Origin of the sequence: Paraburkholderia madseniana (assembly GCF_009690905.1) — a bacterium.
GTDB classification, from domain to species: domain Bacteria; phylum Pseudomonadota; class Gammaproteobacteria; order Burkholderiales; family Burkholderiaceae; genus Paraburkholderia; species Paraburkholderia madseniana.
The window spans coordinates 75742-94502 of the sequence record NZ_VOSW01000029.1 but is presented as its reverse complement, the minus strand read 5'-3'; the positions used below and the strand labels follow the sequence as shown (position 1 = coordinate 94502).

The window sequence follows — 18761 nt, the reverse complement described above, 5'->3', positions numbered from 1 at the left end:
AGCATAATGAGGCGTACGATATGTTGAGAGGTCTCGTGGGCACGGATATGTATATTAGTGGCAGAGTTTCGGGGCTTCTTTTTTTTTTTTTCTCGGAGATGTGTATAAGAGACAGGATCTCGGTCGGCGCCGATCTTCGCACCTTCGACCGCACCCAGGAGATGGTTGCCCGCAGCCTCGGCATGAATCGCTTTCGCAGTTTCATGACGGTGACGCTGCCGCAGATCAAGGCGAGCGTGATCTCCGGCGCAGTGTTCGTGTTCATTCAGGCGCTCGACGAAACGGTGGTCGCGCTCTTCGTGTCAGGCGGTTCGAACCAGACGCTAACGCGCCGCATGTTCGTTACGCTGCGTGACGAGATCGATCCGACCATCGCCGCGATCAGCACGATGCTCACGGCGCTGACGCTGTGCCTCGTGATGATCGTCGTGGTAAGCCGGCGCTCCGGCGCGGCGCGCGCCTGAACTCCTCCTACACACCACTCACATGATCAATGCACTGAAGTTCTATATCGACGGCGCGTGGGTCGAGCCGTCGGGCACCGCACGCCTGCCCGTCATCGATCCCTGCACCGAAGAAGCGTTCGCCGAAGTGGCAATGGGCACGCCCGCCGATATCGATCGCGCGGTCGCTGCCGCAAAACGCGCGTTCACGTCGTTCTCGCAGACCACGCCCGCCGAGCGTCTCGCGCTGATCCGCCGCATTCTCGAGGTCTTTCTCGAGCGTCACGACGAGATGGGCGACACGATCTCGCGGGAACTGGGCGCCCCGCGCGCGATGGCGCACGCATGGCAGGCGGGAATCGGACGGCGGCATCTCGACGAATTGATCCGCACGTGCGAAACGTTCGCGTGGCAACGCAAAAAAGGCACTACGCTCGTCAATCACGAACCGGTGGGCGTCGTTGCGCTCATCACGCCGTGGAACTGGCCGATCAATCAGATCGTCTGCAAGGCAGCGCCCGCCATCGCGGCCGGCTGCACGATGGTGCTGAAGCCCAGCGAGGTGACGCCGCTCAACGCGCTGCTGTTCGCGGAGATTCTGGACGCCGCGGGCGTGCCGCCGGGGGTCTTCAATCTCGTGAACGGCGATGGCCCGACCGTCGGTGCGGCGCTTGCAGCGCATCCCGATGTCGACATGGTGTCGTTCACCGGCTCGACGCGCGCGGGCATCGAGATCGCGAAGCTCGCGGCGCCGACCGTCAAGCGCGTGCATCAGGAGCTGGGTGGCAAATCGGCCAACATCCTGCTGGACGACGTCGACTTTGAAGCCGCCGTGACGGCGGGCGTCAACTCGTGCTTCAACAACAGCGGCCAGTCGTGCAATGCACCGACACGCATGCTGGTGCCCGAGGCGCGCCATGACGAGGCAGTGGCGATCGCCCGGCGAACGGCAGAGGCACATCGCGTCGGCCCTGCAGACCACGAACGCACGACGATGGGGCCGGTTGTCAGCGGCGTGCAGTTCGAGCGCGTGGAACGGCTGATCGCGGCCGGCATCGACGAGGGCGCGCAGGTCGTGGCCGGTGGCCTCGGTCGTCCGCAAGGTCTCGAACGCGGCTACTACGTACAACCCACTGTGTTCGCGAACGTGCGTCCGTCCATGACGATCGCGCGCGAAGAGATCTTCGGACCCGTGCTCGTCATCATGCCGTATCGCGACGAAGACGATGCAATCGCGATTGCGAACGACAGCCCCTTCGGCCTCGCTGCCTATGTGCAATCCGCCGATCACGAGCGCGCGCGGCGCGTAGCGTTCAGGTTGCGTGCGGGCAGCGTGTACCTGAACTATCCGTCGTGGGACGCCGGCTCGCCTTTCGGTGGCTACAAGCAGTCGGGCAATGGGCGCGAATACGCCGAGTGGGGGCTCGAGGCGTTTCTCGAAGTAAAAGGCATCGTGGGGTATGGAGACTGAGGGCAACTGAGCGCTGCGGCGGTCGACGGGCCGCTTCCGCTTTCTCAACCCGGCATGTCGCCTAGGCGCGGCCACGCAGCATATCCGCGATGCGCTCCGCGATCATGATGGTCGGAATATTCGTGTTGGCGCACGGTATCGAAGGCATCAGCGACGCATCGCACACGTAAAGCCCGTTCACGCCATACACGGCGCCACGCGCATCGCAGACAGCGAGCGGATCGTCGGCGGCGCCCATCCGGCAGGTTCCCGACGGATGCCAGGTACCGCCCACCGAGCGCGTGACGAACTTAGTCAAGGCATGATCGTCGGCGAGCAGGTCGTTCAGCGTCACGCCCTGAGTGACCACGCGTCGCACGAGCCACGCGCGAAACGGACCCGCGATGTCCAGCAGCGCGCTCAGCGTGCCGCGTTGCAACGCGTTCCACGCACCCGGCACGGCCACACTTGCGACACGCGGCGAATAGCTCGAAGGCAGAAGCGTCGCGCGATGCTTCGCCATCATCGGATCAGCCAGCGTTTCAGCGCCGAAGCGCAGCGCGCCCTTCAGACGTTCGAGATCGCGAGCATCGGACAGCATGTTGAAATCGACTGCGGGTTCGCTATGCGGACTTGCCGACGTCAGCGTCACCCGGCCGCGCGAGTACGACTTGTTCACCCAGAAGAAGATCGTGCCGAGCCGGTAGCCAACTGAATGCCAGCCCGAACGCGACAGGATCGCACCGTGCATGTCGCCGGGCACTGTGTCGTGCATGCCCGACGAAAAGCGCACGATGGCCTGCTCGTGATGCTCGTCGGGAAACGGCGTGCGGGCGGCCCGCGGCAAAACCGCGGAGACGGCGATCGACGGATGCTCCATCAGATTGCCGCCGACGCCGGCCCGGTCCGCGCGCACTTCGATACCCAGCGCGGAGAGCTCAGCGGCCGGTCCGATGCCGCTTCGCATCAGCAGCGCGGGACTGTGGATCGCGCCGGCGCAGACGATTACATACGCGGCGCGCAATTCTTCGCCCGCGCCATCCCTGCCCTCGCTATCGACGATGCGCGCACCGACTGCGCGCGTGCCGTCGAACAGCACGCGCTCGACGAGCGTTCCGGTGCGGGTCGTGAGGTTCGGACGGGCCCGCACGGTGTCGTCGAGATAGCAGACCGAGGTCGGAATACGCTCACCAGCCTCGCTCACCGCAATCGAGCCAATGAACGTACCGTCCTCCCATGCGCCGTTCTGATCGTCGCGCCGCACGTGGCCGCGCGCGGCAAGCGTACCGAGAACCGCGCGCACGAAGGGTGAAATGCGTGGCCAGTTCGTCCGCTGGATGCGGACCGGGCCGCTCTTGCCGTGCAGCTCGCCGTCGAAGTCGCAATCGGTTTCGAGTTTGCGGAAGTACCGCAGGCAGGCGCTCCAGTTCCAGCCGTGTGCGCCTAGCGCGTCCCATTCGTCGTAATCGGCGGGCGCGCCGCGATTCGCCATCAACGCATTGATCGCCGAGCCGCCGCCGAGCAGGCGCGCCTGTTCGTAGCGTCGTGTCGTCGCCGATACGCTCATGCGCGCCTTCAGGCGCTGCCAGATGTTCGCCGTGTCGAGATAGGCGCGGCCAGGGTACCGGCTGCGCACGGCAGCAGGCATGTCCGTCTGCGAGATATTGCGGCCGGCCTCGACGAGACAGACGGTCTTGCCGGCGTCTTCGGACAGGCGCGCGGCGAGCACGCAGCCCGCCGAACCGCCGCCGAGAATCAGATAGTCGATCACGTTCGATGATTACGCGGGCGGTGAAACGTGCGGAACGGGTGAGCAAAACGTGCGCGCGAACCCGTGAGCCCGCGCGTCGGGACCGGCCTGCGCCTTACTGCATGAACTTGAGCCAGCGTGCCTTTGCCTGAATGCCGGCGTCCGAGGCCCACCACTCCTCCGACATGAGCGCCTGCTTCGCCGCGTTGTCCGGCGAGCTCGGCAGCTCGCTCGCGCGTTTCGCGTCGATCTTGCCGGTCTTGAAAGCCGCCGGATTGCCCGGGCCATAGTCGATGTACAGCGGCAAGTTCGCCTGCAATTCGGGCGAGACAGCGGCGTTGACGAATTTGATCGCGTCGGCCAGGTTCGGCGCGTTCTTCAGCACGCACAACTGGGTGTTCTGCAGAATGCCATCGTTGAACGTGAAGTCGATATCGGGGTTGTCTTTACGCACGGCGCTCGCGCGGCCGTTCCAGATCATCGTCATATCGACTTCGCCGTCGTGCAGCAATTGCGCCGACTGCCCGCCCGACGTCCACCAGACGGTCACGTCCGGCTTGATCTGTTGGAGCTTCTTGAATGCACGGTCGACATCGAGCGGATAAAGCTTGTCGCGCGGCACGCCGTCTGCCAGAAGCGCGGCTTCGAGTACCGTCTGCGGATCATTGCGCAACGCACGCGTGCCGGGGAATCCCTTCACATTCCAGAAATCGGCCCAGCTCTGCGGCACTTTCTTCAACGACTTCTTGTTGTAGCCGATGACCGTCGAATAGAACTCATAGGCGACTGAATACGGCGTGCGGTATTTCTCGGGCATCGCGGCCCCATTCGGGATCTTCGAGAAATCGAGCTTCTCCAACAGGCCTTCGTGGCCGCCGCGCAGGCAGTTGGACGTCGGCGTATCGACCACGTCCCAGATCGGCTTGCCGGTTGCAGCCTGCGCCTTGATCTGCGGCCACGCGTCCGGGATGCTGTCCTGGTTCACGGTAATGTTCAGCAGCTTCGCAGCGGGATCGAGGATCGCCTTGGTCTGCGCTTCCTGATACGTGCCGCCTTGAGAAACAAAGGTAATCTTCCCCGCAGCAAAAACAGGCGTGAGACACGCAGGCACCAGACCCGCGACACCAAGAATCAGAACCGCCGCAAGCGGGCGCAACATGGGCTTCTTGATCACGACTTTGTCCTCGAAAGGGTTAAGCGAAAGAGATCGTGGATGTAATGCGCATTGAGGCCAATATAGTGAGTCTATTTAATGGCGACAACGCCGCAATTGTTGTGGTGCCCATGACATCATGTTATGGCAAACGCGTTACGTCGGCTTCGTAATGACCGGCTATTCCTTCTGATGAAAGATCGCCTTAGAAGCCCGCGTCGATCACGATCTTCGTTCCGTCGCTGAACCGGTTGAGGTGGAACGCATGCGGGTCGACAAGCGGCGTGTCGTTCGTCACCAGATCGGCCATCAGCTTTCCGGCCGCCGGGCCGATGCCGAATCCATGCCCCGAAAAGCCCGTGCCGATAAAGAGGCCCGGCACCGTATCGACACCGGAGATCACTGGAATCGCGTCCGGCGTCACATCCATGTAGCCCGCCCAGCGCTGCGCGATTCGCGCGTGCGCCAGATGCGGGAAGACCTTGGTGAACTCGCGCAAACCGGCGTCGGTGTACCGGGTGATCGGTTCGGGATCGAGCGTGCGGACCGCTTCGAACGCGGTGGGACGGTCGAGCGCCCAATGACGCGGACGGCGCAATTCCTCGAAAAAGCGAGCGCCGATGCCGATGCGCAAAGCGCCCAACTGGCTCTTCAACGCTTCGACATATTTGAAGAACAGGCGAAAGGAATCGGGCGTGAGATCGCTATAGGTGCGGAAGCCAAAAGCGATCGTATAGCCGCCGTCGGCGCGCTTGCGAAACGCGAATTTCTTGTTGCTCGCGCTACAGGTCGGGCCGCCGTCGAGCGGCTCGGTGCGAAGCACCGAGGCCTTTACCAGCAGTTGCGGTACATCGACATCCAGGTTGCCGCAGAACAACCGCGACCACGCACCACCTGCGACGACGACGCTGTTGCAACGAATCGTGCCGTGCTCGGTGACCACCGCACTGACGCGCCCTGCGCTTGTTTCGATGCCACGGGCGGCGCATGGCGTCAGAATCTTGACACCGCGTTTGCGCAACGCATTCGCGATCGCAGGTGCGGCTTTTTGCGGTTCGGCGCGGCCGTCGCCAGATGTGTAGAGTCCGCCTTTGAACGCTTTCGTCGCGCCGGGCAAGAGTTCAGCAACGGCACGCCCGTCGACCACCCGTGTGTCGAACGTGTCGCCTGCTACGTGGCGCGCCTTGTCGAGCCATACGTGATGACTGTCCATCACGGCGTCTTCGTCGGTCATGTAGAGGATGCCGCATTGATTGAAGCCCGTGTCAATGCCGAGCGTCGCATCGATTTTCCGCCACAATTTCAGGCTTTCAATGCTCAACGCGAACTCGCGCATGTCGCGATGCGTTACGCGCACCCAACCCCAGTTGCGACTCGATTGCTCGCCCGCAATATGGCCTTTCTCACATAGCGCGACCTGCAATCCCTTCTCGCTCAGATAAAGGGCCGTGCTCACCCCGATAATGCCGCCGCCGATGACGACGACATCGACTTGCGCGGGCAAGGTGGTGTCGTCAGCGACCGTTTCTACTTTGGGTCCCATTGTGGCTGGTGTCCTGCCTGTGAAGACTAGTTATGTTGATCGGCAATGCCGGCCCTGACCGGCACAGTCGAACTGGCCGAAGCCTGCGCCTTGCGCTGCCGGCGTGACAATCGTGTACTGGAACTGCCGCGCGCCGGATTCGCATGACGGTTGGTCCAGCGGTCGATGTGATTGATCGCGTGCGTGAGCGGCACGGTCACAAGCAGATACACCGCACCCGCAGCCACCAGCGGCGACAGGTTCGCGGTATTCACCGACGTGTTCTGGCCGATCGTAAACAGATCGCGTTGCGAAGTCAGCAGGCCGAGAAAATAGACCAGACTCGAATCCTTGACGATCGAAATGAACTGGTTCGCAAGCGCCGGCAAGATGCGCCGCACGCCTTGCGGCACGATCACGTGGCGCATGCTGCTCCAGTATGTCATGCCGAGCGCCTGACACGCGGACAGTTGTCCGCGCCCCACGCTTTGAATGCCGGAGCGGAAAATCTCCGCGATATACGCGGACGAGATCAGCCCAAGTGCGACGATCGCGAGCGGATACGGATTGGGTCCGAAGATCGCGAGCCCCACTGGCGCGAGTCCCTGGCCGACCAGCAGGATCACGAGCGCGGCCGGCAGGCCGCGAAACACGTCGATGAACACCTGTGCGGGCAGCATCAACCAGCGCGTATGCGACACCGTCATCAACGCGAGCATCATGCCCGCGACGATCCCCAGCACGGTCGAAAACACCGATAGCACCAGCGTGTTGACGAGACCCGTGCACAGCAACGACGGTATCGACGAGATCAGCAACGGCCAGTCGAGAAAGTTCTGCAAGAAAGCATTCATGGTGCGCTCCCTGTTGAGCGTCGGCGGCGGGTTCAGCCACCGGTCCGCAGTCGGCCGAACTCAATCAGTTATCGGTCTTCATCGCGTACGGCGGCAGGCTCGCGGGCTTCGAATAACCCGGATGGAACTGCAGGTACAGCTTCAGCCAGGTTCCGTCCGCGACCAGTTCGCCAATGCACTTGTTCAGCGCCGCCTCGAGCTTGGCGTTGCCCTTGTGCACAGGGAAACCGGCAGGCAGATTGACGGCGGAGATGTCGAGCTTGTCCGCGATGTTCATTTGCGGATACTTGCCCTGCAAGCCTTCCACGAGCGTTTTATCCACGAAGTAGCCATCGATGTATTTCGAGCGCATCGCGAGGAATCCCGCGTTCAGGTTCGGAAAGCGCACGATCTGCGCGCCCGGCAGGTAGCTGTCCGAATACGTGTCCTCGATCGTGCCCTGCACGACGCCGATCCGTTTGCCCTTCACCGACGACGGATCGCTCGTGATCGTGCTGTCGGGCAAGGTTGCTACGCTTAGAAGGCCCGTCAGATAGCCCTCTGAGAAATCGACCATTTTCAGGCGTTCTTTCGTGATCGAAATCGACCCGGCGGCCAGATCGATCTGCTGGTTCGCAACGCTCGGCAGCAGTCCGCTGAAATCCTGCGCGCGGAACTCGGCGCTCAGGCCGAGCTTCGCGGCGACGGCGCGCAGCAGTTCGACGTCGAAGCCCGTCATCTTGCCGTTGTCGATATACGAATACGGCTTGTTGTTCGCATCCACGCCGGCGACCAGCTTGCCGGGCGTCAGCGTGCCGATGTCGTCGGCACGGGCGTTGCCTTGCAACACGAGCGATAGCGGCACGACAACCGCAATGAGGCTGAGAAGATGGCGAAAACGCATGATGTTTGCTCCGTCGAAAGGACCTGCGATGGGAAGTCTGTCAAGAAAGCGCGGCGCGCGCGCGGCCGCTCCAGAAATCGTCGAACGCATAGAGCGCCGTGCCGACCGGCACGCTCAGGCGGCTCGCCATGCCGGCCGGGTTGACCGGAAAGGCGCCCTCGCCGAATGCGCCCGCCTGCGCATCGAGTCCGAGCATGGATCTCGCGACTCGCGAGCCCAGATAGCTCATCAGCGCGACACCGTTGCCGTTGCAGCCGAGCGCGTAGTGAATGCCGTCCTGTTCACCGATATGCGCGAGCTTGTCGCCCGTCATCGCGACGTAGCCCTTCCACGCGTGCGTGATGCGCACGTCGCGCAGTGCGGGCCACAACTCGATCATCTTCGCGTGCAGCATCCTCGCCGCTTCACGTTCGCTCACTTCGCGGATGGCGGGGCGCGAGCCGAACAGCATTCGCGTGCCATCGGGCGACGGCCTTGTGTAGAACAGATTGCGCTTCGAATCGCTGATCATGCGCCGCCCCGGATTCAGCACGGCCATCAGTCCCGGCGGCAGCGGCTCCGTTGCGATCTGGTAACTCGCGACCGGCAGCACGCGCCGCGCGAAGAACGGCAGCAGCCGTCCGGTGTAGCCGTTGGTCGCGACCAGCACATGCTTCGTGTCGATTTTTCCTCGCGTTGCGTGAACCCGAAAGCCCGCGCCATTGCGTTCGATTCGTTCCACTCCCGCATGTGAATGCAAAGTCGCGCCGCAACGCCGCGCTAGATCTCGCAGCGCGCGATGATATTTGGCCGTATGCAGACCACCGTATTCATCGACGAGAATCCCGCCGTAGTAGTAGTCGGAGCCGATCACCGTATGCTGCTCCGCGCGCGGCACGACATGCACCGTCACGCCGGTCTTCTCGCGCAAGAGGTCGCCCTGGCGCCGCAAGCGATCGAAGTGGCGCGGCGTGAATGCACCGAAGAAACGCCCCGTGATCTGCAGATCGGCGTCGAGCGACTCCTCGGCGACAAGGCGCTTCAGGTAATCGAAGCTCGCCATCGACTCGTGCATCAGCCGTCCCAGCCGCTCTGCCGATACGCCACGAATCGCATTGGTTAGCGCGAGCTTCTGTCCGCTCGACACCATGCCGCCGCTGCGCGTGCTGCCGCCCGCCCCGATCTCTGCGGCGTCGAGCACGGCGACGCTCGCGCCGAGGCGCGCTGCAACCGCAGCCGCCGACAAGCCGCAATAGCCGCTGCCGACGATCACCACGTCAACGTTGGACGGCAACGCGTCACGGACCGTCTCGGGCGGCGCGGTGTCCCACCAGTACGGGGGTCACGCGAAAATCGTCGTGAAGCAGCAGGGCATCGGAGCGCATCGTCTATGGCCGGTAAGAAGATGCAAGCCAGTCTAGGTTTTCGTCGACCATCCGGTCAAATACGACCAAAAACGTCTGCCATTCAAATTTGGTATGGCAAGCTGGGAGCCGGATCAACGAAGGCAGACGAGGCAAAAGGATGAATCAGCGGCAAATCGAAGCGTTCAGGCTGGTCATGTTGCGCGGCTCGATGACCGCCGCCGCCGAGGAACTTGGCACGTCGCAGCCGAGCATCAGCCGGTTGATTGCGGAACTGGAGGCATCGACGGGATTGGCGCTGTTCACGCGCAATGGCGGACGGATTCAGGCCACGGATGCGGGGAGCGCGTTTTACCGCGAAGTGGACCGGAGTTTTGTGGGCCTCGAGAAACTGGCGCATTCCGCGCGTGAAATCCGCCAGTTCGGCAGTGGCCGTCTGCGGCTCGTCGCGGCGCCGGTGCTGGCGTTGTCGTTCATCCCGATTGTGATCGAGCGTTTTCTTGCCGTCTATCCACGCATTGCGATATCGCTGGAAATGCGCAGCGAAGGCACGATCCAGCGTTGGGCCTCGGCGGCCTATTGCGATATCGGCTTTGCTACGACTACGCCCGATGCATTTGGTGTGACGAGCACCGAGTTATACCGGCTACCCGGCGTGTGCGCGCTACCGGCCGGGCATCCGCTGACTGCGCGCAAACGTATCCACGCACGCGATCTGCGCAACGAAAGGCTGATTCTGCCTTCGTATGCGGACGACACGCGTTCGTCGCTGGATCGCGTGTTGCGTCAGGCGGAAGTCAATCAGGTGCCGACTATCGAAACGCCATACGGTGCGACGATTTGCGCGATGGTGTCGCGCGGGTTGGGAATCGGCATCGTGAATCCGCTTGCGACTTTCGATGCCAATCCCACGAAGATCCAGTTTCGGCCGTTTTCACCGGACGTCGTGTTTCGGGGATTCACCGTATGTCCGCAGCTTCAGTACACAAATCCGATCGTTGATAGTTTTCTTAAGATGGCCGACGACACGATGGTGCTTGAAGCAAAGCACGCCTCTAAACCCGCGCGACATTAAAGCTTCAATGACACCACGCGGAAAATAGTCCAGCCGGCCGCCCTGAACCATGTCGAACACCGTCTCATACGGAACCGTCCCTATGTTCAGATCGGCTGCTCTCATGATCTTTGTGTCGATCCAGCCAAGCCCCTGACCACCCGTCAATGCCTTCAGATCATGTGGTCATGTTCTCAGCCCTGATCGGCACGCGCTCTTCAAACCAGCAACGTCGTGTGGACCGCCGTCCCATAGCACAACACCTCTGTGATGCCTCTCGCTATCTCGGTTGCGTCGTACCGCATGCCGATGATGCCGTTTGCGCCAAGGTCCGCAGCCTGCGCAATCATTCGGTCGTATGCATCCTGCCGCGCTCGCTCACACAGCGAGGTGTAAAGCGTGATGTTGCCTCCAAAAATCGTCTGCAGCGATGCGCCAAGTGCACCAACGACGGATCGGGACCGAACGATGATCCCGCGAGCGACGCCGAATGAGCGCTCTATCCTGTGTCCCGGAAGGTCAAACGCTGTCGTCACCATGTGTCGTTCTATCATCGTCTTCTCCGTGTTCAATTGATCGCTTGCGTTTCATCGGGCGTGCTTTCAAGGCGCTTTATTGTAGCTAAGCGCCTGATTGGCGTGCCGGGATCGCTGACTGGATAGATATACGGTAACACTCCAGTCAGCCGGGCAATGCGGACATCTTATGAGCACCGTGCCTTGCCCGGCTGCAACCATCAGGCAGCGAGTTGCGGCGCAGCGGGGAAGTCCACCGGTACGTGCGTCGTTGCGTGCAGATAGTTAGTGACGGTTTTGTCGCCGATCACGACGATCGTGTCGACCAGATTGGCCTTGGTCCAGCCCGCAGTGAAGAACGCATCCAAAAGCGCCTGATCTGCGTGCCCGCGGTTGACCGCGATGTTCTTCACCAGGCGCGCGAGCGCATCGAACTTCGCGTCGAAACTTGCCTTGCCACCGCGGATTTCGAGAATCTGTTCGTCGGTGAAGCCGTTCATCTTGCCGATCATGGTGTGTGCGGCCAGACAGTATTCACAGCCGTTGACCTGGCTCACGACGAGGTTCACGATTTCGCGCGCCTTGCCGGTGATACTGCTCTTCGCGTTCTGGAACGCGAGGTAGTTGCCGAGCGCATGCTCCGAATGGGCGAGCGTCGCGTACAGGTTGGGTACTGTGCCGAGACTGCTCTTGAGCTTGTCGAAGATGGCCTGGTTAGCCGGGGAAACTTCGTCGCGCGTCGGGACGTTGATGGTGATCATGGTGATGCTCCTGAGTAGAAAAGATGAATAAAGCCAGGTGAAAAAAACCCGTGCGTTATTGCGCGGTATAGGCGCCGTCGACTGCAATGTTCTGTCCGGTGAGGTAGCGCGCCTTGTCGCTCGCAAGGAAGACGATGGTCTGGGCGATTTCATCCGGGGTCGCGGCGCGTCGCGCCGGTATCGTCGCGAGGAAACTGGCCTTGCCCTCCTCGCTCCCGCCGGCAAAACGGTCGAGCATTTCGGTCGCGACAGGACCCGGCGCCACGGCGTTGACGCGCACGCCTGCGGCAGCGCCTTCGAGCGCCGCGCTCTTCGTGAGACCTTCGACCGCATGCTTGCTGGCTGCGTAGACGGACGCACCCGCAATACCGACCTGACCCGCGATCGATGAGAGATTGATGATGGAGCCCGCGCCCTGCGCCAGCATCACGCGCATTTCGTGCTTGAGCGACAGCAGCGTGCCGAGCACGTTGACTGAGAACGTGTCTTCGTAGTTGGCTGCCGTCTGCTCGACGATGGGCGCCAGTTGACCTTCCGTGCCGGCGTTGTTGACCGCCACGTCGAGGCGCCCGAAACGCTCGACGGTCTGCTCGACGACGCTGCGTACTTCCGCTTCGAAGCGCACATCGGCGCGCAGGAATTCGGCTTCGGCGCCAAGCGCACGCAATTCGGCGGCAAGCGCCTGGCCTGCCTCTTCGCGCCGGCCGCTGACGACCACGCGGTTTCCTTCGCGAGCAAAAGCAAGAGCGGTGGCGCGGCCGATGCCGGTCAGCGCGCCAGTGATAAGAACGACGGGTGAGTTCATGTCGGTACTCCTTGAGTTGGGTTGTGTCGAATCGCGTTTGCGATGACTGCACTTTGACTGATTCCAGATTGGGGATATAGATGGTGTATGCTCATATTACTGATTCCATGCAGGAATATATCGAGCAAAATGGACAAGCTGCAGGCAATGAAGACATTCGTGCGCGTGGTGGAGGCCGGCAGCTTTTCCGCGGTCGCGCACGAGGCCGACACGACGCAAAGCGCAGTGAGCAAACAGGTCGCGGCACTCGAGCGCGAGCTGGGCGCGCGGCTGCTGACGCGAACCACGCGTTCGCTTGCTCTGACCGAAGAAGGTGAACACTATTTCGAACAGGCGCGGCGCCTCGTCGCGGAAATCGCGGAGGCCGAAGGCGCGCTGCGGCGCGGCGAACAGCAACTGACGGGCTGGCTGCGGATCGCGGCTTCAGTCGGCTTCGGGCGACTCAAACTCATGCCATTGGTTCAGTCGTTTCTGGCAGAGCATCGTGGCGTGAAGATCGACCTGCGCCTGAGCGATGGTTTTGTCGACCTGGTGGAACAGGGGATCGACGTGGCAGTGCGGCTCGGCGATCTGCCGGACAGCAGCCTGATCGCGCGTCGCGTGGGAACGGCCCAGCGGATGCTGATGGCGCATCGCAGCTACGTGCGCTCACTGCCCAAAGGAACGAAAGCGCCACGCGCCCCCGACGACTTGAGTGGGCACAACTGCATCGTCTACACCGAACTGGCGATGCGCAACGCGTGGCGTTTTACGGCAGGACCCGGCGCGACAGATCCGGTGGGAACCACGCGCATCGTGCGGGTCGAAGGTAATCTGCAAACCAACAGCAGCGAGGTCATGCGGGCCTCGGTGCTCGCGGGTATGGGTATCGGCTATTCGCCGACGTGGCTGTTCGATGACGAGCTAGCCAGTGGCGAAGTGCAGCGGATGTTGCCGGACTGGGACACGATCCCCATCCCGATCCATCTGGTGAGCCCACTGGAGCGCCGGCATTCGGCCAAGGTCAAAGCGTTTGCCGAACATGTCGGAAAGGCGATGGCCCGGAGCTGAAAGTCGACGCCACGCACTGGCAGAAAACGCTCAGCGGCATCGACGCACACAAGCCCGCTACCGTGGGCCGCTGGCTCGGGGAGCCAGCGGCGCGGGCAGACCATCTGTCGAGCGTGATAACGGTTTGAGCGAGGCCTACGCCCGTATCACGTCCCGGCGTTAACGAGCGCCTTCGGCACAGCGTGTTGCTGCAAACCCCATTTCGCCAGGATCTTCTGGTAGGTGCCGTCGGCGATAAGCTGATTGAACGCATTGGTCAACGCCGTGTTGAGCGCCGCGTTGTCTTTCGACATGCCGAGTGCCGTGTACTGCGACAGGAATGGCTGGCCGATCGGCGCGTACGCGTTCTGCTCAATCGAGTTCTGGTACGGCAAAGTTTCGCCGCCCTGCACCGCCGCATCGATCCGGTTCTGGCGCAACTGCATGCGCGCGTCCGACGAGCCATCCGTACCGATTACCTTGATGGGCGGCTTACCTGCCTTCACGCAATGCTCATCGCTCCACTTCGCGGCATCGTTCACAAACGATGTGCGGCGGCTCGTTCCGACGGTCTTGCCACACAACGCATCCATCGTCGCGAACTCTCCCGCACGCGCCTTCGTCGTGTAGAACTGCGGACCGGTCGTGATGTAGTCAAGGAAGTTCACCGCCCCGCGGCGCTCGGGAAGATCGGTCATGCCCGACAGGATCACGTCGACGCGCTTCGTCGTCAGCGCGCTCATCATCTGGTCGAAGCTGGTTTCCTGCCACTCGAGCTTGACGCCGAGCTTCGCGGCAAGCGCTTCGCCGAGATCGACGTCGAAGCCCATCAGCTTGTCGGTGGCCGGGTCCTTGTATTCGAACGGCGGATAGTTCGGCACGATCGCCGCGACGAGCGTGCTCTTGCCAATTGACGGAGCAGTAGTTTGCGCATGGGACAGCGGGGCATGCAATGCAACGATACCAACCGCCAGTGTGAACCACTCACGAAAACGAAGGGACGTGTTCATAAAAACTCGCTTGCTAGAAGAATTGGAAAAGCGGGTCCCAACCAGGACCACGCTTGTGATCAGGAAAGCACAGCCGAGATGAAATCCTGCGTACGTTTATGTTTTGGCTGCCCGAGCACCTGATCAGGCGTGCCGGTTTCCACCACCTGCCCCTGATCCATGAAGACCACCCGGTTGGCCACCTCGCGTGCAAAGCCCAGTTCATGCGTCACCACGATCATCGTCATGCCGCTCTTCGCCAGGTCACGCATCACCGCCAGCACCTCGCCCACGAGTTCAGGATCCAACGCCGAGGTTGGCTCATCGAACAGCATCAGTTGCGGATGCATCGCCAGTGCACGTGCAATCGCCACCCGTTGCTGCTGTCCACCGGACAGTTCCACCGGAAATGCATCGCACTTGTGAGCGAGTCCTACCCGCTTGAGCAACGAACGCGCCTCTTCTTCCGCCTCCGCGCGCCGCCGCTTGAGCACCTGCACCGGACCTTCGATCACGTTCTCCAGCACCGTCTTATGCGGGAACAGGTTGAATTTCTGGAATACCATGCCGGTCGCCAGACGCTGGCGCGCCACCTGCCGCTCCGAGAGTTCGTGCAGCCGGTTGCCCACCCGCCGGTAGCCCGCCAGTTCGCCGTTCACCCACAGCGCCCCGTCGTTGATCTTCTCCAACTGGTTGATACATCGCAGGAACGTGCTCTTGCCCGAGCCCGACGGCCCGATCACGCACAGCACTTCGCCTTTGGCCACATCCAGCGTGATGCCCTGCAACGCCTTGAACTCGCCATATGACTTGCGCACGTCGACCGCGCGAACGATTGAATTCATTTCGGCTCCTTGTCCTGTCGTCACCGGCGCCTTCATTGCCGGCCCGATGCACGTCCTGCCCCGCGGGCGTAGTGCCGTTCCACCCGCGACTGCGCGAACGACAGCACCGTCACCACCACCAGATACCAGACCCCGGCCACCATCAGCAGCTCGATCACCCGTGCATTCGCGTAGTAGATGTTCTCGGCGTTGTGCAGCATCTCCGCGTACTGGATCACGCTCGCGAGCGACGTCAGCTTCACCATCCCCACCAGCTCGTTGCCGATCGGCGGCACGATCACCCGCATCGCCTGCGGCAGAATCACCCGGCGCAGTGCCTGCAGCCGCGGCATGCCGATCGACTTGGCCGCTTCATACTGACCCGTGTCCACCGACAACAGCCCCGCGCGCACCACTTCCGAGGTGTACGCCCCCTGGTTGATCCCCAGACCCAGCAACGCCGCGAGGAACGGCGTCATGACATCCACCGTGCGAAATTCGAACAGGCCCGGGATGCCCATCGACGGAAACACCAGCGCCAGGTTGAACCACAGCAGCAGTTGCAGGATCACCGGTGTGCCGCGAAACAGCCACACATAGCCTTGCGCGACCGTCTGCAACACCGGATTGGGCGACAGCCGCATGATCGCGGTGATCACGCCGAGCACCACGCCCAGCACCATCGCCAGCACCGTCATCACGATCGTGTTGACGAGGCCGTTCAGGATCGAACGCGCCGTCAGGAAGCGCGCGACGTAACGCCATTCGATCTGCCCATGCGCGAACGCCAGCACCACGTACCCAATCAACGCGATGATTGCCGCCGAGGCCACATAACGACCCCAGTAGCGGCGCCGTACATGTTCCAGATGCGAAATGTCGGTGACGTCCTCACTCATCTCTGTCATCTGCTTCTGAGCCTCCGCGCGCAGTGCCGCCCGATCGTTTGAAACGCTTACCATGATGGCCCCCTGTAGTCAGCCGCCCACGCGGTCTGCTTGTCGATCGCCGCACGCAGCCGGGTGATCTGCTCTTCCACGCGTGCCGGCGCCGTACCGCCGTAGCCGCTGCGCGCGGCCACCGCCGCTTCGAGCGTTACGTGTTCCAGCACCGACGCCTCCAGCCGCGCATCCACCTGCGCCAACGTCGCCACCGACACCTCACCCAGCTCGATGCCCTGCTCTTCACACACCCTCACCAGCGCGCCCGTGATCTCGTGCGCCTCGCTGAACGGAATACCGCGCAGCGCGAGCCAGTCGGCCACCTCCGTGGCGAGCGTGAAACCCAGCGGCGCCTGGCGGCGCATCTCGCCCACGTTCACCTGCATCGTGCGGATCATGCCAGCCATCGCGGGCAATACCAACTCCAGCGTGTCGATGCTGTCGAATGCGGCGATCTTGTCTTCCGCCAGATCGCGGTTGTACGCGAGCGGCAGCGACTTCAACGTCGCCAGCAGGCCGCCAAGATTTCCGATCAGCCGCCCCGCCTTGCCGCGCGTAAGCTCCGCGATATCCGAGTTCTTCTTCTGCGGCATGATCGAGCTGCCCGTTGCGTAGCCATCGTCCAGCACGACCCAGCCGAACTGGCGCGTCGTCCACAGGATCACTTCCTCCGACAGTCGCGACAGATTCACCGACAGCATGCTCGCAATGAACACGAACTCCGCCACGTGATCGCGTGAAGCGACGGCGTCGATCGAGTTTTCGCAGGGTGCGTCGTAGCCGAGCTCGGTGGCTGACAACTCCGGGCTGAGGCAGATCGCCGAGCCCGCCAGCGCTGCCGCGCCCAGCGGCGAGCGCGCGCTGCGCCGGTCCCAGTCCACCAGGCGATCGACGTCGCGGTAAATCGACTGCGCGTGCGCCAGCAAATGATGCGCGAACACGACCGGCTGCGCCGGCTGCAGATGGGTAAAGCCCGCCGTCACGCTGCGGGTGTGCGCATCGGCCTGTTCGATCAGTGCGTTCTGCAAATCGATCACCGCGTGCGCCAGCGTGCGTGCCTTGTCGCGCAGGAACAGGCGCAGGTCGTTGGCCGCCTGGTCGTTGCGCGAGCGGCCCGCGCGCAGCTTGCCGCCGGTAGCGCCCAAACGTTGCGTCAATTCGCGTTCGAGGAACGTGTGCACGTCCTCGTCATCCTGCGACGGTCCGATCTCGCCTGCAAGGTACTGCGCTTGCAGTTTGTCCATTTCGCCCAGCAGTCGCTGCAATTCTTCTTCGGTCAGGATCTGAGCGCGGCGCAGTTCCTGCGCATGCGCGCGGGAACCGGCCAGATCGTACGGCGCGAGCCGGAAGAAGCTCGGATCCGAACGCGATAGCGCCTTGAGCGCCGCCGACGGCCCCGACTTGAAACGCCCGCCCCACAAACGCTCGATCGGTTCAGAAATATTCATCGCTGCTAGTCCCCTCCGTTAAGTTGACTCCACTGTACGTATCCAGTTTTTCTTCTTGTAGCGAGAATTAAATTCCGTTCAAATGAAATTTTTCTCAGCATCTCTTCCCACCTCATGCGAAACCGTCTGCCACCGCTCAATCCTCTCCGTGCGTTCGAAGCCGCCGCGCGGCGCTCGAGCGTGGCCGGCGCCGCGCAGGAGTTGCACGTGACCGCCAGCGCGGTCAGCCATCAGATCCGCATTCTCGAAGAGTCACTCGGCGTTACGCTGTTCGTCAGATCAAAGGCGCGCGTGAAACTGACGCGCGAAGGCGAGGCCTTGCTGCAGCCCGTCAAAAGCGCGTTCGACATGATCGCCAACGCCGTCGTCAAACTGGACTCACCCGAAATGGCCGGCGATCTCGTCGTGTCCACACCGCTGCTGTTCACCTCGCGCTGGATGGCCCGGCACATCGGCGAGTTTCTCGACCAGTACCCGGGGATCAATCTGAAAGTGATCCCCTCCAACGACGACCGCGAGGTGTATTCGCCCGACGTCGACGTATGCGTACGCTACGGAGAAGGCCGCTGGCGCGATCGTCACGTCACGCTGATTACGCATCCATCGCTGTTTCCGGTGGTCAGTCCCGCCTTGATGAACGGGTCCAACGCGATCCGCAAGACCGAAGATCTCGCGGGCAAAGCGCTGTTTTGCGAGCACTCGGGATCGTGGATGCGATGGCTCGCGCATGCGTCGGCCGACAAGCTCGAAGGCATCAGGATTCTTGAAATCGGCAATGCGCATATCGGTATCGAAGCGGCGATTCACGGTCAGGGTGTGGCGCTCGGCGACAGTTTCTCGGTGCGGGACGACCTGATGGACGGCACGCTGATTCGGCCGTTCAGCATCACCGTGCCGTCGAGACACGCGTATTACCTGGTGTCCCGGCAGGAGCTGTCCGATACGCCGCTCGTGTCGGCATTCGCCATGTGGTTGAGCGAGAACGTGGAGTGACCCA

The 18761-nt window shown here is 62.4% G+C and carries 16 protein-coding genes and 2 pseudogenes; 5 read left to right on the top strand and 13 right to left on the bottom strand.

What is annotated here, in order from left to right; genetic code table 11:
* Positions 1-116: 116 nt before the first annotated feature.
* Together FSO04_RS17185 and FSO04_RS17180 are read left to right on the top strand one after the other, a co-directional pair.
* Positions 117-464 (top strand): annotated as a pseudogene (locus FSO04_RS17185) (ABC transporter permease); the annotation flags it as partial.
* 22 nt (positions 465-486) lie between these two features.
* On the top strand, positions 487-1914 hold the full coding sequence (locus FSO04_RS17180) for an aldehyde dehydrogenase family protein (RefSeq protein ID WP_154560810.1): 1428 nt from the start codon (positions 487-489) through the stop codon (positions 1912-1914).
* Positions 1915-1975: 61 nt separating this feature from the next.
* Here FSO04_RS17180 and FSO04_RS17175 read toward each other — a convergent pair whose 3' ends face one another.
* The 6 genes and pseudogenes from FSO04_RS17175 to FSO04_RS17150 form a co-directional block, all read right to left on the bottom strand.
* Positions 1976-3664: a GMC family oxidoreductase gene (locus FSO04_RS17175; protein ID WP_168435717.1), complete on the bottom strand. Its 1689-nt coding sequence runs from the start codon at positions 3662-3664 to the stop codon at positions 1976-1978.
* A gap of 94 nt (positions 3665-3758) precedes the next feature.
* Positions 3759-4817: an ABC transporter substrate-binding protein gene (locus tag FSO04_RS17170; protein WP_171927342.1), complete on the bottom strand. Its 1059-nt coding sequence runs from the start codon at positions 4815-4817 to the stop codon at positions 3759-3761.
* Between the two features lie 184 nt (positions 4818-5001).
* Positions 5002-6339 (bottom strand): NAD(P)/FAD-dependent oxidoreductase, encoded by a 1338-nt coding sequence (locus FSO04_RS17165; protein WP_154560809.1) that lies wholly within the window; start codon positions 6337-6339, stop codon positions 5002-5004.
* 26 nt (positions 6340-6365) lie between these two features.
* Positions 6366-7172, bottom strand: a complete 807-nt coding sequence (locus FSO04_RS17160; RefSeq protein ID WP_154560808.1) for an amino acid ABC transporter permease — start codon at positions 7170-7172, stop codon at positions 6366-6368.
* A 64-nt stretch (positions 7173-7236) separates the two neighbouring features.
* Positions 7237-8055, bottom strand: coding sequence for an ABC transporter substrate-binding protein (locus tag FSO04_RS17155; protein ID WP_233464881.1), 819 nt, complete (start codon positions 8053-8055; stop codon positions 7237-7239).
* 40 nt (positions 8056-8095) lie between these two features.
* A pseudogene (locus FSO04_RS17150) lies at positions 8096-9419 on the bottom strand (NAD(P)/FAD-dependent oxidoreductase).
* A gap of 139 nt (positions 9420-9558) precedes the next feature.
* Between FSO04_RS17150 and FSO04_RS17145 the strand changes: the two are divergent.
* Positions 9559-10473, top strand: coding sequence for a LysR substrate-binding domain-containing protein (locus tag FSO04_RS17145; RefSeq protein WP_154560807.1), 915 nt, complete (start codon positions 9559-9561; stop codon positions 10471-10473).
* A 197-nt stretch (positions 10474-10670) separates the two neighbouring features.
* Here the strand turns inward: FSO04_RS17145 and FSO04_RS17140 are convergent, their stop codons facing one another.
* From FSO04_RS17140 to FSO04_RS17130, 3 genes are all read right to left on the bottom strand, one after another.
* Positions 10671-11006 (bottom strand): YbjQ family protein, encoded by a 336-nt coding sequence (locus FSO04_RS17140; protein ID WP_154560821.1) that lies wholly within the window; start codon positions 11004-11006, stop codon positions 10671-10673.
* A gap of 182 nt (positions 11007-11188) precedes the next feature.
* Positions 11189-11728 carry a carboxymuconolactone decarboxylase family protein gene (locus FSO04_RS17135; protein WP_154560806.1) on the bottom strand — a complete coding sequence of 180 codons (540 nt, stop codon included), beginning with the start codon at positions 11726-11728 and terminating at the stop codon, positions 11189-11191.
* 55 nt (positions 11729-11783) lie between these two features.
* Positions 11784-12533, bottom strand: coding sequence for an SDR family NAD(P)-dependent oxidoreductase (locus tag FSO04_RS17130; protein WP_154560805.1), 750 nt, complete (start codon positions 12531-12533; stop codon positions 11784-11786).
* A gap of 129 nt (positions 12534-12662) precedes the next feature.
* Between FSO04_RS17130 and FSO04_RS17125 the strand changes: the two genes are divergently transcribed.
* Positions 12663-13583 (top strand): LysR family transcriptional regulator, encoded by a 921-nt coding sequence (locus tag FSO04_RS17125; protein WP_154560804.1) that lies wholly within the window; start codon positions 12663-12665, stop codon positions 13581-13583.
* 146 nt (positions 13584-13729) lie between these two features.
* Here FSO04_RS17125 and FSO04_RS17120 read toward each other — a convergent pair whose 3' ends face one another.
* Genes FSO04_RS17120 through argH form a run of 4 tightly spaced genes read right to left on the bottom strand, consistent with a single transcriptional unit; the run spans position 13730 to position 17764 of the window.
* On the bottom strand, positions 13730-14572 hold the full coding sequence (locus FSO04_RS17120) for an ABC transporter substrate-binding protein (protein WP_154560803.1): 843 nt from the start codon (positions 14570-14572) through the stop codon (positions 13730-13732).
* Between the two features lie 59 nt (positions 14573-14631).
* Entirely contained in the window at positions 14632-15396 is a 765-nt protein-coding gene (locus FSO04_RS17115; protein ID WP_154560802.1) for an amino acid ABC transporter ATP-binding protein, read from the bottom strand.
* A 32-nt stretch (positions 15397-15428) separates the two neighbouring features.
* Entirely contained in the window at positions 15429-16283 is an 855-nt protein-coding gene (locus FSO04_RS17110) for an amino acid ABC transporter permease (protein ID WP_154560820.1), read from the bottom strand.
* Positions 16284-16330: 47 nt separating this feature from the next.
* Positions 16331-17764, bottom strand: coding sequence for an argininosuccinate lyase (argH, locus tag FSO04_RS17105; RefSeq protein ID WP_154560801.1), 1434 nt, complete (start codon positions 17762-17764; stop codon positions 16331-16333).
* Between the two features lie 114 nt (positions 17765-17878).
* On the opposite strand from argH, the gene FSO04_RS17100 reads away from it, so the two are divergent.
* On the top strand, positions 17879-18757 hold the full coding sequence (locus FSO04_RS17100; RefSeq protein ID WP_154560800.1) for a LysR substrate-binding domain-containing protein: 879 nt from the start codon (positions 17879-17881) through the stop codon (positions 18755-18757).
* The last annotated feature ends 4 nt before the right edge of the window (positions 18758-18761 follow it).